Annotated in this window: 14 protein-coding genes; 7 read left to right on the top strand and 7 right to left on the bottom strand. The window is 60.7% G+C overall.

Annotated features, from left to right (window positions below; translation table 11 throughout):
* Both YY7_RS62765 and YY7_RS61490 read left to right on the top strand, forming a co-directional pair.
* Positions 1–215, top strand: a 215-nt coding sequence (locus YY7_RS62765) for a hypothetical protein (RefSeq protein ID WP_210164757.1), incomplete at its 5' end; no start/stop codon positions are given.
* 1,002 nt (positions 216–1,217) lie between these two features.
* A complete protein-coding gene (locus YY7_RS61490; protein ID WP_155255646.1) occupies positions 1,218–1,529 on the top strand; it encodes a hypothetical protein in 312 nt (103 codons plus the stop codon).
* A 31-nt stretch (positions 1,530–1,560) separates the two neighbouring features.
* Here the strand turns inward: YY7_RS61490 and YY7_RS0147100 are convergent, their stop codons facing one another.
* The 4 genes from YY7_RS0147100 to YY7_RS0147085 form a co-directional block, all read right to left on the bottom strand.
* Positions 1,561–2,382, bottom strand: coding sequence for a DUF2182 domain-containing protein (locus tag YY7_RS0147100; protein WP_028169089.1), 822 nt, complete (start codon positions 2,380–2,382; stop codon positions 1,561–1,563).
* Between the two features lie 49 nt (positions 2,383–2,431).
* Entirely contained in the window at positions 2,432–3,061 is a 630-nt protein-coding gene (locus YY7_RS0147095) for a DUF1326 domain-containing protein (protein WP_028169088.1), read from the bottom strand.
* A 185-nt stretch (positions 3,062–3,246) separates the two neighbouring features.
* On the bottom strand, positions 3,247–4,620 hold the full coding sequence (locus YY7_RS0147090) for a SagB/ThcOx family dehydrogenase (RefSeq protein ID WP_028169087.1): 1,374 nt from the start codon (positions 4,618–4,620) through the stop codon (positions 3,247–3,249).
* A gap of 94 nt (positions 4,621–4,714) precedes the next feature.
* A complete protein-coding gene (locus YY7_RS0147085; RefSeq protein WP_028169086.1) occupies positions 4,715–6,961 on the bottom strand; it encodes a TOMM precursor leader peptide-binding protein in 2,247 nt (748 codons plus the stop codon).
* Between the two features lie 844 nt (positions 6,962–7,805).
* Between YY7_RS0147085 and YY7_RS0147080 the strand changes: the two genes are divergently transcribed.
* Positions 7,806–8,690, top strand: coding sequence for a VOC family protein (locus tag YY7_RS0147080; RefSeq protein WP_028169085.1), 885 nt, complete (start codon positions 7,806–7,808; stop codon positions 8,688–8,690).
* An 84-nt stretch (positions 8,691–8,774) separates the two neighbouring features.
* On the opposite strand, the gene YY7_RS0147075 is transcribed toward YY7_RS0147080, so the two are convergent.
* The 3 genes from YY7_RS0147075 to YY7_RS0147060 all read right to left on the bottom strand — a co-directional run bounded on the left by YY7_RS0147075 (position 8,775) and on the right by YY7_RS0147060 (position 10,348).
* Positions 8,775–9,209 (bottom strand): hypothetical protein, encoded by a 435-nt coding sequence (locus YY7_RS0147075; RefSeq protein WP_028169084.1) that lies wholly within the window; start codon positions 9,207–9,209, stop codon positions 8,775–8,777.
* Positions 9,210–9,389: 180 nt separating this feature from the next.
* The gene (locus tag YY7_RS0147070) at positions 9,390–9,773 is read right to left on the bottom strand and encodes a hypothetical protein (RefSeq protein ID WP_433994577.1); all 384 of its coding nucleotides are present in this window, start codon (positions 9,771–9,773) and stop codon (positions 9,390–9,392) included.
* Between the two features lie 329 nt (positions 9,774–10,102).
* The gene (locus tag YY7_RS0147060; protein ID WP_028169082.1) at positions 10,103–10,348 is read right to left on the bottom strand and encodes a hypothetical protein; all 246 of its coding nucleotides are present in this window, start codon (positions 10,346–10,348) and stop codon (positions 10,103–10,105) included.
* Positions 10,349–10,568: 220 nt separating this feature from the next.
* On the opposite strand from YY7_RS0147060, the gene YY7_RS0147055 reads away from it, so the two are divergent.
* The 4 genes from YY7_RS0147055 to YY7_RS0147040 all read left to right on the top strand — a co-directional run.
* Complete coding sequence (locus YY7_RS0147055; protein ID WP_245287684.1) at positions 10,569–11,693, top strand: hypothetical protein; 1,125 nt, start codon at positions 10,569–10,571, stop codon at positions 11,691–11,693.
* A 1-nt stretch (position 11,694) separates the two neighbouring features.
* A complete protein-coding gene (locus YY7_RS61485; RefSeq protein WP_155255644.1) occupies positions 11,695–12,126 on the top strand; it encodes a hypothetical protein in 432 nt (143 codons plus the stop codon).
* 120 nt (positions 12,127–12,246) lie between these two features.
* Positions 12,247–13,122 (top strand): glucose-1-phosphate thymidylyltransferase RfbA, encoded by an 876-nt coding sequence (gene rfbA / locus YY7_RS0147045; RefSeq protein WP_028169079.1) that lies wholly within the window; start codon positions 12,247–12,249, stop codon positions 13,120–13,122.
* A 12-nt stretch (positions 13,123–13,134) separates the two neighbouring features.
* The coding region (locus YY7_RS0147040; protein ID WP_028169091.1) for a dTDP-glucose 4,6-dehydratase at positions 13,135–13,715 on the top strand (581 nt) is incomplete at its 3' end.

Genomic DNA, 13,715 nt, shown 5'->3' with positions numbered 1-13,715 from the left:
CGTTCACTCGCGTTACGGCCTGCACACTCGCGCTGTCACCAATTCGTGACACGCTAATCGAAGGCTTCAGCCACTTCGTTACCTCCATGACTGCTCCGATTGCTTCCGGCTGGAGCGTTTGCCGGGTGGGACTTGCACCCACTGGAAAGCGCCGCCTTGTCACGGCGCACACCCGTCAAGGACATTGGTCGAAGCAAGAACAGATGACCCAATGACCCAATTGCGATCCAGCAAGTCAGTTGCAACGGTGCTGAACGGGCGTTTAATGCACCGTTCAGTCAACATTCAAAACGGAGCTCGTAGTCTGCAGAAGCATTTGCCACAAAGGAGAAGGCACCAAAATGAAACGGCTTCTGATCATCGGACTTACCGGCTGTGCTTTTGCGCTTGCGCCAACGATGTCGGCGTCGGCTATGCCCGCAGCAACACCCTATACGCTGGGCGGAGCCGATGAGGCGGTCATTCAGGTCAGAGGCGGTCATGGGCATGGGCACGGGCATGGGTGGGGCCATCACGGCGGTCGCGGCCATCACTACGGTTGGCACCGGGGCCATCACTATGGTTGGCATAGGGGCCATCACCACGGTTGGTACCGCGGCCACCACCATGGCTGGCGGCATCATCACCATTGGCGGTGACTTTCACCTCAGGCCTAAGAAAGGGGCTGCAGGAGTTGGCGGCCTCTTTCTCTCGCCCAGTATCTTGGGCGCAATAAACCGAATGCGCAGTTCGAATTCGTCCTCGATCTTCGCCGCGGTGTGTCCTTGTCGGTCAATTGCATGTCCCGCAAATAGATATACGGGCACGCCATCGCGCTTCGAAGGTGTCAGAGTCTTTCAGTGGCACCGCTTGTGCGTCTATTGGATCTCCAGCCTTCGCTATGAGGACGCCGCCAGCTTCTGGAGAACGCGGTGCGGCAGATGCCTCCTTGGGCCATTCGAGCAGCGATTTCGAAAGCATGGGCTTGCCCGCATACCAGCACTTTCTTCCCTCGATGAGGCGATAGGACCACCACTGCCCCTGCGGATTTGACGGCATCGTGGCGCTGCATTGTTGCTTCGCCTGTGCATTTGACATCCCGATCAACGGGAGCACAGAAATGCAAGCGGTCAAAGCTAACGATTGTAGCGGCTGTCTCATAAGCGCACCCAATCGCTTCGTTGCCGCAATCGGCTTATGGCAACGATCAAGTCGGGGCGTTCGAGTATTCCAAGGATATGGACATCATCCTTGGGGTACGACCGAAAGTGTTCTTCCAAAATGAGTTGCGCTTCGCCAATTGCCTTCAATTGTTGATCAGTCATGGCTGGTTACTCATCAAACAAATAAATACCGGCACGAACTACCGAACGGATAAATCAAGCCATTTCTGGGAAATATCCTCGCTCTTCTTGGAGCATTCAATCAATTTTTGTTTCAAAATAGCGGGTTTTTACCGCACGGATCGACCTGACGCGAAGGCCCTCTTCATGAAGAGACGGTTGTCCGCACATGGCCTGGCCAACGGCGGCGCTCGGCGATTGGTGTGAGAAAGAATTAGCTTTAAGGTCGAACTGCTCATCACTGCGGCAAGGACACCAGCAGCCAAGCGCCCGCGGCCACACATGCAATGCCGGCAGCACGCGCGATCCATCGTCCGACCGGCGTAAGTTTCTCCAAAAGGACAAGCAGTGCCAGGAGCGCAATCCAAAGCACGTTCATCACCCCGCCTACGAACAAAAGCGCCATCAAGACCCAGCAGCAGCCGACACAATAACCTCCGTGCCGAAGCCCCAGCAGCAGGCAGCCTCGCGGGTCGTCGCGAAAGCCGCCGTGGCGCATCAGGAACAGAAACGGCGACTGGCATTGAGCAAGACAGACGTCCTTGAGCGGTGTCCATTGATAGACTCCCGCCGCGATCAGCACGATTGCGCCGAAAAGGTTGCTGGCGATCACCATCCGGGAATCCAGCAGGGCTATCCGCTCGATCACCCATTGGAGAAAGGTTGCTGCCAGCGAAAAGCCGCTCCAGGCAAGGAGATAGCCGGCCGCAAACCAACCGGTCGCGGCGAACGGCTTGCCCTGTGCTTTCCCCTGTCGGCCCACGCGGGCGTACATGAGGATCATGGGAGCTGCCGAGGGTGCCATCATTCCGACCATCATCACCGCCCACATCAGGAACACATACGCGAACTCGACCGCTCGCCATGGCTCGTTGGCCGGCAACATGATTCCGATTCCGGCCGGGATCATGCGGAAGCCGGTCATGTCCATGCCACCCATGTCCATGTCGTTCGCGAGCCAGAGCACGTAGCCCCATGCCAGCGCGGCAATGATCCCGATCGCGCCGCCGACGATCCAGCGATCGCGCCGCAGCACGGTTTCCAGGCGGCTGTCGATCATTTGCGAGGAGTGCGTCCGGTCTTGTCGAAGGGCCGTATCAGGCGCTGCATCACGGCTGGTTCGACCAGCTGATCGGCGCATAGAGGCCGTTCTTGCCGGAATTGTCCCAGCGCATGCCATGATCGGTGAACGTATTGCCGGAGGCGCCAACCGCCAACACCATTCTGTCGGGGCTGACCGGATGGCCGATGTTCGCCCACATTTCGCCGCTCGGATGCATAGTCGGCAGCGGATCGACGGACATGTGCAGAATAGCAGGGATTTCCGCGGACCGCGTCTTGCCGTCGATCCGGAATGTGATCGGGACTTTCTTCACCCCAAGGTTCTTGCTGATCAGCGGTGTGAACGCGGCCATAGGACCACCGGCGGCGCCGGTGAAGATCGCAGCCAGGGCCTCGGTCTGCTCATCGTCGGCGCGCTGATCGATATAGGCGGCCACCGACCAGTCTCCGTCTGCCATGACCCCAGGTGCGTGGAGGATAACCAGAACATTGAGTCCATCGAGCGCGATGTCGCCATAGCGGCCACTCTCGACGTGGAAGATCAGCGGTACGTTACAAAAGCCCTCGGTCGGTCGCGAGGTCAACGGGGCGGCCGCTGACACAAGGCACGGACACACGAGGCTACAACTGCAATTCTCGAAATAGTCACCGGAAAGGTGCCATGGGACGTCCGCCATCGCTCTCTCCCGATAGGCTGAGCTCGACAGATTTCTTTCGAATGCGGTAGGTCTACCGGGAAAGTTACGCCGCGCGGCAAACAACCGCAAGTCGATTCCATTGTGGAGGATCCCTTAGACCTGCTCCCGTCTCGACGAGCAGAATGAGATTGCCGCATGTACTGCGAAAAAATGGGGCCGGCTCTCTAGCTTGCGGCCAGCGGTTTCCTGCCGCGTCCGAGCGCGAATTGGCCGACCGGGCTCTCGACATGAAATTCGAGCTCCGTCATTTTTGCAAACAGATCGATGTTGATCGTACCGATGGCGCAGCCGCCAAGTCCCATATCGGTCGCCGCCAGGTAGAACGTCTGGATCAGGGTGCCAACGTCCTTCAGGATCAGCGAATATGCGATCGAGCTGTATTTCCAGGAAATCCGCCCAAAGCGCGCGGCGATCGTGATCAAGACCTGCGGCGCACCGGCCGCGTCCATGGCAAACTCGGCCGCCGTCGAGAGCGCATGGAGTTGCTGGGCGGAGGCGCCGGTCGCGACCAGCACGTGGGCGCCGGCGTCGTAGTGGTAAAGTCCGCGTGCGAGCCCCTCGCAGTTCGAGACAGCCAGGTACAATTCCAGCTCATAGGCGCTGCCCGCGGACGGATAGGGCCTTGTGCTGTAGGTCACTTCAGGAACGCCAGAATTCGCATCGCTTTTCCATTCCGACAGCACGCGGGCTGTAGCGTCGAGAAACTGCGCGAGTTCGGCGAGCGTGATCGGATGCTCGTCGTCGAAATCCCGTGTCGAATGGCGTTCGCGCAACAACTTTGCGAAGGGTGAGATCGGCTCCGGGGTGGAGAGTTTGCGCAGGTCGATTGTCTTGCCGGGCCAGGGTGGACGCACCGCTGGCAGCGGTGGGACGGCGCCCGCATAGGCGAAGGTGCCGCCAACTGGATTGGCATGCCGGCCTTCCGTGCTCCGCGTGTGAAACAGGAGATCGTGAAAATCCCAGAGAACGAGATTGCCGTCGCCTTCATTCACGCGAAGGCCATCGCCACTCTTCGCATCGAGCTTGAGCAGGATCTGGCTGTCGAGCAGCAGTCCGAGCAGATCGAGGTTGAAGAAGGCCGCCTCGCGCCGAAGCTTGCCGATCTTTTGCGGCCGTGACAGGGCAGCGATCATCGCGGCGATGGCGGGATCGCCAATCCGAAACAGCGCGCCGGCGCGCGGCGATTCCAGCACCATCTCATTGCCGCGCCGGCGCAGATAGGCAAAGCGCGACAACACGACGATGTCAGCATTGCCCAGCTTTGCGCATTGCGGCCAGTACTCAGCGACCTGCGGCTCGATGACCACGAGATCCTGCTCGTCACGAGGAGAGTACAGGCGGTATTCGACAAGCCCGTGCCGCGCCAGTCGATGCACCAGGACGTCGACTTCCCTGGCGACGGCGCTCTTGCCGGCAAAGGAAGCGAGCGGCAGGCCGGCAGCCAGATGTCCCGCGCGATCCATCGCGGCCGCGCTGAATGGTCCCAGACCGACCGAGTAGTCGCCCAGGGCGGCGGCGATGCTTCCGTCCGCCTGCATCTGAAGGGAAAAACGACCGTTCAATCTGATAGCAATGACTGGCGCGATCTTCCTGGCTGGCTTTTTCCGGGGAGCGCGCACGAAAGACCGAGCCTCAGGTGTGTGGTAGGAACGGCGTGAGTTCGCTTTCCTGTCGCTGGCGATCCAATAGTCCAAGCTTCACCGGAACATCGTAAAGCCGGCCCGGTGCGAAGCGGCGATAGAAATGTCGCAAGCCTGGAACGAGCACTCTGACGACGGGGACCTCGACATCGGGCCGCGTCTGGTCGAGCACGAGAAAATCGTATCCGGCGCCGGTGGCGATCTCGACGCAGGCATTGACCTGGTCGCGCGTATTGTCGTGAACCTTAAGGCTGGGCGCCGGCGGGACGATCGGATCGTCGCTGGGGATCAGGAACGGATAATCCTCCAGGCGCAGCGGCGTGACACCATCAAGCGTCGGCTTCTCGCCGCTTCCGCCGCCCATCATGCCGATTGACATGAACTGGGTCAGCTCGGTGAGCGAACGCAGCAAAGCTATGCGGCGATCGAAATGCGCGCCGGAGCCGAACTCGATATTTTCATGTCCGTTCTGCATCCAGTGCGTGATCGCCACGTAAGCGGGAATGCCGAGATCGCTGGTGATGTCGAGCACCCAGAGCCTGCGCCCGGCATCGGCAAACTGTGCTTGCAGATCCTGCACGTAGGAATCGTCGAATTGTTTGAGGTTGACCTCGGCACGCTGCAGCCGGTTGTACCACCAGATGGCATAGGCATCGCGCTCGACCAGTTCGAGGAAGCCCTGAACAATGGCTTCCTCGCGAGTGTTGCCGGCCGCGCATCCGTTGGAGTCGGTATGGAAGCCGCCATAGAAGAAGTACAAGAGGCCGGTCGGAAGATATTTGAAGCGCTTGTCGCGCAACGACCAGACCGGCGACCACTCGGTCTTGGTCGAGGGATCGAGCGGCTCAGGCACCGGATGTGAATCGTCGGGTGACGGGGCATGTCTGTTTTGAAACTGTGTTTCGCTGAAAAGCTGGACGTCGTTGGGAAGAACGGCGTCGCCGGGAGCGAAATCGATAAAGCGGCGCTCCGTCGTGATCTCGTCACCTTGGAAAATGCCCGAGTAGCGCTCGATCGCTTCCATCAACGCGCTGGCCTCGCCCTGCTCGGCTGTGGAGCCCTTGCCGAAGCTGCCGCCGCTCAGTCCCGACCTGAGCTGATCGAGGCTTTGGGCCGGCGCAGAGAAATTGTGATAGGCGTAGAAATTGGTGTTCATCGGCAGATCAGCCTCGATCCGCTCGAGCCGCGTCACCACGCCGGTCAGCGGGCTTACATGCTTGCGGAACCGCGCCACGGTGGCTCGCGACGTCACGGTGCGGTATCCGCCGCTGGTCATGATGAGCTTTGTGCCCTCGGCAAGCTCGATCGGCGTCGCAGCCCGGCGCGGATTCTGCAGCTTCTTGTTGCCGCAGGTGGGACATTGCGGGCGCCGCGCGACATAGTGCTTGGCGACGACCGCACCAGTGAGATCGAAGCTTGCAATGTGATCGCGCAGATCTGTGCGAAAGCCGGAGGCAATCGCCTTCGCAATTTCGACAGCAGCAAAGTGGATGGCGGTCTGCCCGATGGTGTCGTTGACCAGAGGCGATACGGCGACCGCACGCGCCTGTCCGCGGTCGAGAAACCCCTTGATCTCCCGATTTCGTATCATGCGATCAAACAGACAAGTCCAGCAGGCGCTCGCGCCCGGTTTGAACACGGGTCCCACCAGTGGAAACACGCCCGACGGCTGCACCAGCAGCCAGGGCGTCTTGTCAGACACGCGCTCGCGGTTCATCTCAGCCAATCGCCGGTCAAGATAGTCGCTTACGAGCGTGATCACGAGCTTAGGCGAACGCTTGGCGAAGCGAACGCCGAGTTTGCTCAAGGCAGCGGTAAGTTCGCTCGCGCCTTTGACATCGATCGATTCCACCTGCACCGGGCAATTGCGGAGATTCTGTTCCGCGAGTTCGAGAGGCAGGCCAAGGCTCGCCCAATATCCAGCGACGGCGCCTGCGAATCCGTGCGATGCTGCCGTCACGACATATCGGCGCTCGATCAGCCGCTTGATCGCCTCCTCGATCTTATCGGGCGGGAAACTCTTCGAAAGCTGGTGGATGAGCTCTGGCGCAGCCTTTCCATTTTTTCCGACCGCCGTGGCCAGCGCACAATAGAGTTCGCCGTGCAGGAAGAACTTGCGATCCTCGGAATAGAGGCAAACCGCATCGGGAGGCAGGACATAGGCGGTGAAGTTTGGCGCGAACTGCAGGATGTCTTTGCGGGTCTGCTTCGTAACACGGGTCTTGCGATTGGCTGTCATCGGGTCAGCACGCGGATCTTGTTATTTGCCATTTCAGATCGCCCGCAAGTGTTGCAACGAAAACAGAAATGGCCGGGTCGATCGCGAGCCCGGCCAATGAATTCCTGGCTTGTCGGTACACAATCAGTACGTGCCGCAGCCTAGCACCAGCGGCACCGGCCCCAGGATGCGCAGCAACCTGCGCATGCGACCCACGGCACTCCTATTCCGATCCAACCAATGCCACAGCCACCACACCCGACGCCGCATCGGCAGGCTCTGCATCCACAGCCCCCGCAGCCGCGGCAACCGCCGCATCCACGGAAGCCACCGCATCCCCGGAAGCCACCACATCCACGGCAGCCACCGCATCCGCGCTGGGCTAGCTGCACGCCGCTGCCGAGGTTTTCGTTGTCGAAGAGATGGAAGGTGGCGAGGCTGACGTCGGCCAGCTCCTCTTCACCGAGCGTGATCACCATACCAGGTGAGAAATTCGGCCTCTGTTGAACGTCGCCCGTCGGTACGGCTGCTGCCGATGCGCTCCCGGCTAGCGAAAAAGTTAGTCCAGCGACTCCCAACGCCGGTACGGCGGTTTTGGTTACTCGCCTCTTTTTCGAAGCTTGCTTCACCCGCGCCATGGTCGCATCCTCCGATGTTGCAAGAAGGATCTTCGTTGGAGTGATCCTACGCCGAGCAAATAAGGCAGGCAAGATTGATGCACACACGAAAATGTAACGACACTCGTTCAGATAGCATTCATCTTCATGAACGAAGTCGGTGCATTTTCGTCCATCGCAACGAGGTCCGCGCCGTAACGCGGATTGCAAAGAGCGCGACTTGATGCAGTGCGCAATCGTCGCCAGGCATGAGCGGAGGAATTGGCTTGATCAATCAACTCGGATGCTTCGCCTGGTACGAACTCCTGACCACGGACCTCGCGGCAGCAGGTGCCTTTTATGGCGAGGTCGTCGGCTGGGGTGTGAAGGATGCGTCGCTTCCGGAACTGGCCTACACGGTGCTCAACGCCGGCGACGTTCCGGTTGGCGGGCTTATGGAGCTGCCGGAGGAAGGGCGGCGATTGGGGGCAACGCCGAGATGGGTCGGCTACGTCGCAGTCGATGACATCGATGCGACAACCACACAGATCGGGCGTCTTGGAGGCGCAGTCTTGCTACCGCCAACGGGCAGCAATATCGGCCGAATTTCAGTGGTCGCCGATCCGCAAAAGGCGACTTTTGCGCTGGTCACTGGGCTGACATATGGCCAACGGCAACCCGTCGGGTTGGACGAGCTCGGGCGCGTGGGCTGGCACGAGTTGCTGGCCGAAGACCGGAACAAGATCTTTGATTTTTACGGCGCGCTCTTTGGCTGGCGGAAGGCCAACGCTGAAACCGACCCCGCAGATTTGTATCAATTGTTTTCGGCGGCCGGGCAGACGATCGGTGGCATGCTCACCAAGCTTCCGAGCGTGTCGCAACCGTTTTGGCTCTATTACTTCAATGTCGACGACATCGGCGCGGCTGCCAAGCGCGTGAATGCTGGCGGAGGCCGGGTTCTCCAGGGGCCGATCGAATTGCCCGATGGCTGCTGGATCGCGCGATGTGTCGATCCCCAGGGCGCGCTGTTTGCGCTGCAGGGTGCTCGGGGGCACGTCGCCGAGCGACCCTCCGCCTCGGAAGTCGCTTGGTCCGCCACGTGGGGTGGCGTTGTTTCCCAGGGCAGGATGGTGCTTCCCAAGCCGAAGCGTTAGATTCTTTTTTTGACGCGTTTTCTTCGCGCGAACCGGTGTCCACCCTCGGATCAAGTCCGAGGGCATGCTTCACTCGAAAACGCTCTAATTCATCAGAAATTTGTAGGCGACGATCAAAGCCACCATGGCTGCGAAAATCAGCAGGGCCGGCACGGATTTTCGGACGGCTGGCCTGTCGGGGGCCGACGCGGCCAGCCGAGCGGGCTGCGGCTTACGCTGTCCCTGCGACCGCGCGGCGCCGTTATCCACTGACGTCACGAGGGCTTCCAGTTCTGGCGCCGGGCCAAGGCCGCCCATCTCGCTATAGTAGCTGGCGTAGACTTCGCGAACCGCCACCACCTTTGACTCGGCCTCGCTCATCCGCTCAAGCCTGGCTCGATAGTCAAGCAGGAACGCTTGCGCATTTGGAGGTAAGTCATCGAAGCTACCGAGCTTGGCCATCATGAGCCAAGTGGCAAAATCCGCCTCAGCCTTGTGGCGGGCTTTTCGGGCGATGCGGGTGCTCGGGCGTGGGGCCATAATTTTCTGACCGATTTGCAGCGCAAAATCGCGGACATTGATGGCGTCCGTTGGACGGTTCGCTCGGATGTGCGAGTTGTCCGGGCCCGCGTCAAGCACCTGGCTTTGGGTTCTTTATCTGCAGGCCACACCGGCCGGCAAAACCCGGTTAGCCAGCCAACCCGGTCGCAGCCACCGGGCTCATCGCGCGGACAAAGGGACGAAATCTTCCTGGCGCCGCGGCTGGTCGATGCGGCCCCGGAAGACAAATAGTCCTTTGTTGGTTGAGACGATGTCGCCGGTCTGCAGGCTTTCGTCGTTGAGCACGCGCTCGGTGGCGATGAGGTCGGGATCTTCAGGAATCGGCATGTAGAGCTCGGGGTGCTCCCGCCTCTCGCGCGCGACTTCCCGCGCCCTTCTTTTCGCGTCCTCGATCCTCTGCCGCCACGCGTTGCGGGATATTTCAGGCGGCGGACCATCATCCGTGACGCTGGCCGCGATATCTTCCTGAGCCCGGGAGAGGCTTGCGCCATCAAGGATGCTGAGCGCAAGAACGATGGTGGCCGCCGTCTTCAATCCGCTCATTTTGCTGCCACCGCGCGCAACCGGAGATAGAGCGCTTAATACCGGCTGCCGCTTCCCCGAGCGCCGGTTCGAGCGGGAAGCGCACGCCGTACCCCAAGCGGGGGCGAGGGTATGTACGTCGGCACGTTGGGCGTCGCGGTCGGACGCGCGGGCTGCTGGGGCGGATTTACGACGATGACCGAGTTCGCATTCGGGGTCGACGGGTCTCGCACCCCCTGCGCCGCAGCGGCGCACGGGACGATCAGTACAGCCGCGAACAACAATACGCCCTTCATCGCCGTGCCTCCTGAGCGACGAGAAACGCTTAAGCCCGCCTGCGGTTCCCGAATCTAATATCGCGGGAGTGCGACAAGTTTGCCGTCCCGATACACGCGCTGCACGGCCATGCCCGCGGGCAGGCTGCCGGTTGCAACGTTGCGAATCGTCGTAGGCCGTGACGCGCTCTGACTTGTCTGCGCCTTCTGCGCGCGCTGCGAAGCCGACATTGGGTAGTTCGGTGGATCCTTGATGCCCTGCGCCAGCGCCGGTTGCATCAAAACGACTGAAAGACCCAGAATTGGCAGGACGCCGCGCATATCAAGTACCAACTAAAGAATGACTACCCGGAATGTTGCAGGTTTTCCGGCAAAAGCAAGCGCCTTATGGCCATCTGCTCTCGGGCGAGCGGTGGCGGCATCCACAGATCATGCATCGGACTTTGAGGTCCGCGCTCTTGCTGCTAGGCAGGGGAAGAATGTTTGATCAATTGCAATGACTGCTTCCGGCGACCCGTCTGACACTGCACAAAATTCGGCGATGAGGGCGGAGTTCATTCGCATTCTCTCCGCGCGGGTGCAGTCCGTCGCCAATGATCCGACGCAAATGCGCGAGCTGGTCTATGAACTGGCCCGCATCCGGCTGCTCGAGCAATTCGGACATGGCGACGCCAGGCATTCGCGGCAGACCATGGAGATGCTCGAAAGCGCAATCGGCGAGGTCGAACGCATCTTCGCCGAGCGAAGCCAGGACATCGTGCCGCCTGCATCGGCCGCGCCACAACTCCCGCAAACCGCGCCCTCAAGCGCGCCCGCTCCACCGTCCTTGGCGGCCGAAGCGGCGCCCCCGGCTAGACTGCCGCACCCGAAGTTGGCGCTCTCTCCTTTCAAGCAATCAAAGCGATCGGGTGTATTCGGTACAGCCATCCGGCTGGCAGCGGTATTCCTCGTTCTCGCAATCGCTGGCGCAGCCGTCTTCTACTGGCAATCGGCGCGATCACTTGTCACTGCGTTCCAGAACTCGCCACCCGCGCCGCGCGAAGCCGCGCCAATCGAGCGTCCGCAGGCGGTGGCCGAGGCACCGGCCGCTCCCCCTGCCCCCGCGGCGGAGCCCAGGTTTCCGCTTCCCAGCACGTTCGGCGTTTTTGTCCTGAGCGATGGGCAACTGCAGGAGTTGAAGCTGCTGCCGGGCAAGGTCCCGGACCGCCGGGTTGCCATTTCGGCCGCGATCCCGATCCCACCCCAAACAAGCGTTCCGAGCGGAGACGTCAAATTCATTACGTTCAGGCCGGAATTAGGTCCGGATTCCGCCGGCCCGGTCGAAGTCCGCGTCGTCGCCAAAGTCTCGCGCACGATGGGTGTCGACAGCACCGGCACGGCGAAAATGACGCCAGGCGGCGACTCCTGGGTTATTCGCAGCGCGTCTTTTCCGTTCAAGATCGGCCCCGTCGAGGACCAGCCCAAGATGCTGCTGATACAACCGGAGAACGAGGGCCTGGTGCTTTCACCGGGCCGATACGTCCTGGTCGTCAAAGGCATCGGATATGACTTTTCGGTGTCGGGACAGGTGACCGATCCCAATCAATGCGTCGAGCGCGTCAACGCCGCGAACGGCGCCTTCTACTCGCCCTGCCCGACGCGCGAGCAAAAGCCCTCCAAGCGCTGAAATGGATTGGTTATTTCGCGTCCTTCGCAGGCTCGGCGTCCATTTTGCCGCCGTTCGCGACGCACTTGTTGAAGAATTCCCGCTGATCCTTGCCCGTCCCCTTGGCGCTGCCGGCGGCCGGATTGCCGATCTGGCGCGGAGGAAACGTCTTGGCCACCAGGGCATCGCAGGCCCGCGCCACCTCGACGGAAATCGCATGCGCCTTCGTATTGCATGCGCACAAGACAACGAAAACGGTGATCAAGCCGACGAGATTAGCCCTGGCCATCATAGCGCAACCCACGTGTCTTACCGGGTCCGGGACCCGGTTGAAATCTGGTCAACGGTCAGCGCGTTCTCGGTCCAGCGCCACGTCCCCAATGAGTGGCATATCAACTCCGAAATCACCACGCAACGCGGCCAGGTTGGCACGGCGGGAAGCCGCGCTCGATGATCGCCCGTATTATAATACCTCATGATTAATCGAGGCAGTAAATATTAATATTATATCCAGCTTTATTTTTATAATGAGATCGGATTATTTATAACCCGCTTTATTAAATCGGGATTGATCATGAAGGGCATTATCCTCGCCGGCGGGACGGGATCGCGCCTCTACCCGGCAACAACGGTGGTCTCAAAGCAGCTCTTGCCCGTCTTCGACAAGCCGATGATCTATTATCCGCTGTCGACGCTGATGCTGGGCGGCATCCGCGACATCCTGATCATCTCCACTCCGCAGGACAAGCCGCTGTTTCATCGGCTGCTCGGCGACGGCAGCGAGATCGGCGTCCGTTTTTCCTACGCCACGCAGGAGACGCCGCGGGGACTTGCAGACGCCTTCATCGTCGGCCGGGAGTTCATCGGCACCGACCCCGTCGCATTGATCCTGGGCGACAACATCTTCTACGGCCACGGTCTGCCGGAGATGCTGTCCGCGGCCTCGCAGCGCAAGAAGGGCGCCACCGTGTTCGGCTATGTCGTGAAGACGCCCGAGCAATACGGCGTGATCGAGCTCGACAATAGAGGCCGCGCACTCTCGATCGAGGAGAAACCAAAGCAGCCGAAATCCAACGTCGCCGTCACCGGGCTGTACTTCTACGACAACGACGTTGTCGACATCGCCGCCAAGGTCAGGCCATCGGCGCGCGGCGAGATCGAGATCACCGACGTCAACAACGCCTATCTCGATCGCGGCGATCTCTACGTCGAGGTGCTCGGCCGCGGCTTTGCCTGGCTCGACACCGGCACGCACGCATCCCTCGTCGATGCCAGTTATTTCGTCCAGATCCTCGAACAGCGCCAGGGCCTGCGCATCGCCTGCCCCGAGGAGATCGCGCTGCGCCAGGGTTACATCTCGCTCCAGGCCTTCGCCAGGGTGGCGCAGAAGACCGCCAAGAGCAGCTATGGCGAATATTTAATGTCGGTTTATCGTTCGTTTGAGCATTAGAGGCAGCTCATCATGCGTTTCAAGGGCTCGACCATTTTTGTCACCGGCGGCGCAGGATTTATTGGCTCCGCCGTCGTGCGTCATCTCTTGCGTGACACCCATGCCCGCGTCGTCAATATCGACAAGCTCACTTACGCGGCGAACCCCAATTCGCTGCCCGGCGCCGCTCAGAACCTGAACTATAGCTTCGAGAAGCAATGCATTTGCGATGGCGCGGGGCTCCGCCGCCTGTTCGAAAAATACCAGCCCGACGCGGTGATGAACCTCGCCGCCGAGAGCCATGTCGACCGCTCGATCGATGGCCCCGGCGAATTCATCCAGACCAACATCGTCGGCACCTTCACCATCCTGCAGGAAGCGCTGCGCCATTGGCGCACGCTCTCGCCCGAGAAGCGTGAGCAATTCCGCTTCCTCCACATCTCGACCGACGAGGTGTTCGGCTCGCTCGGCGACGANGGCTTCTTCACGGAAACCACGGCNTATTCGCCAAACTCGCCCTACTCCGCGAGCAAAGCCTCCTCCGACCATCTGGTGCGCGCCTGGCGCGAGACCTACGATTTGCCGACGCTGGTCACCAACTGCTCGAACAATTA

Origin of the sequence: Bradyrhizobium elkanii WSM2783, from assembly GCF_000472865.1 — a bacterium.
Classification (GTDB): Bacteria; Pseudomonadota; Alphaproteobacteria; order Rhizobiales; family Xanthobacteraceae; genus Bradyrhizobium; species Bradyrhizobium elkanii_A.
Note: the sequence above shows the minus strand (reverse complement) of the source record. Positions and strands in the feature narration are given on the sequence as shown.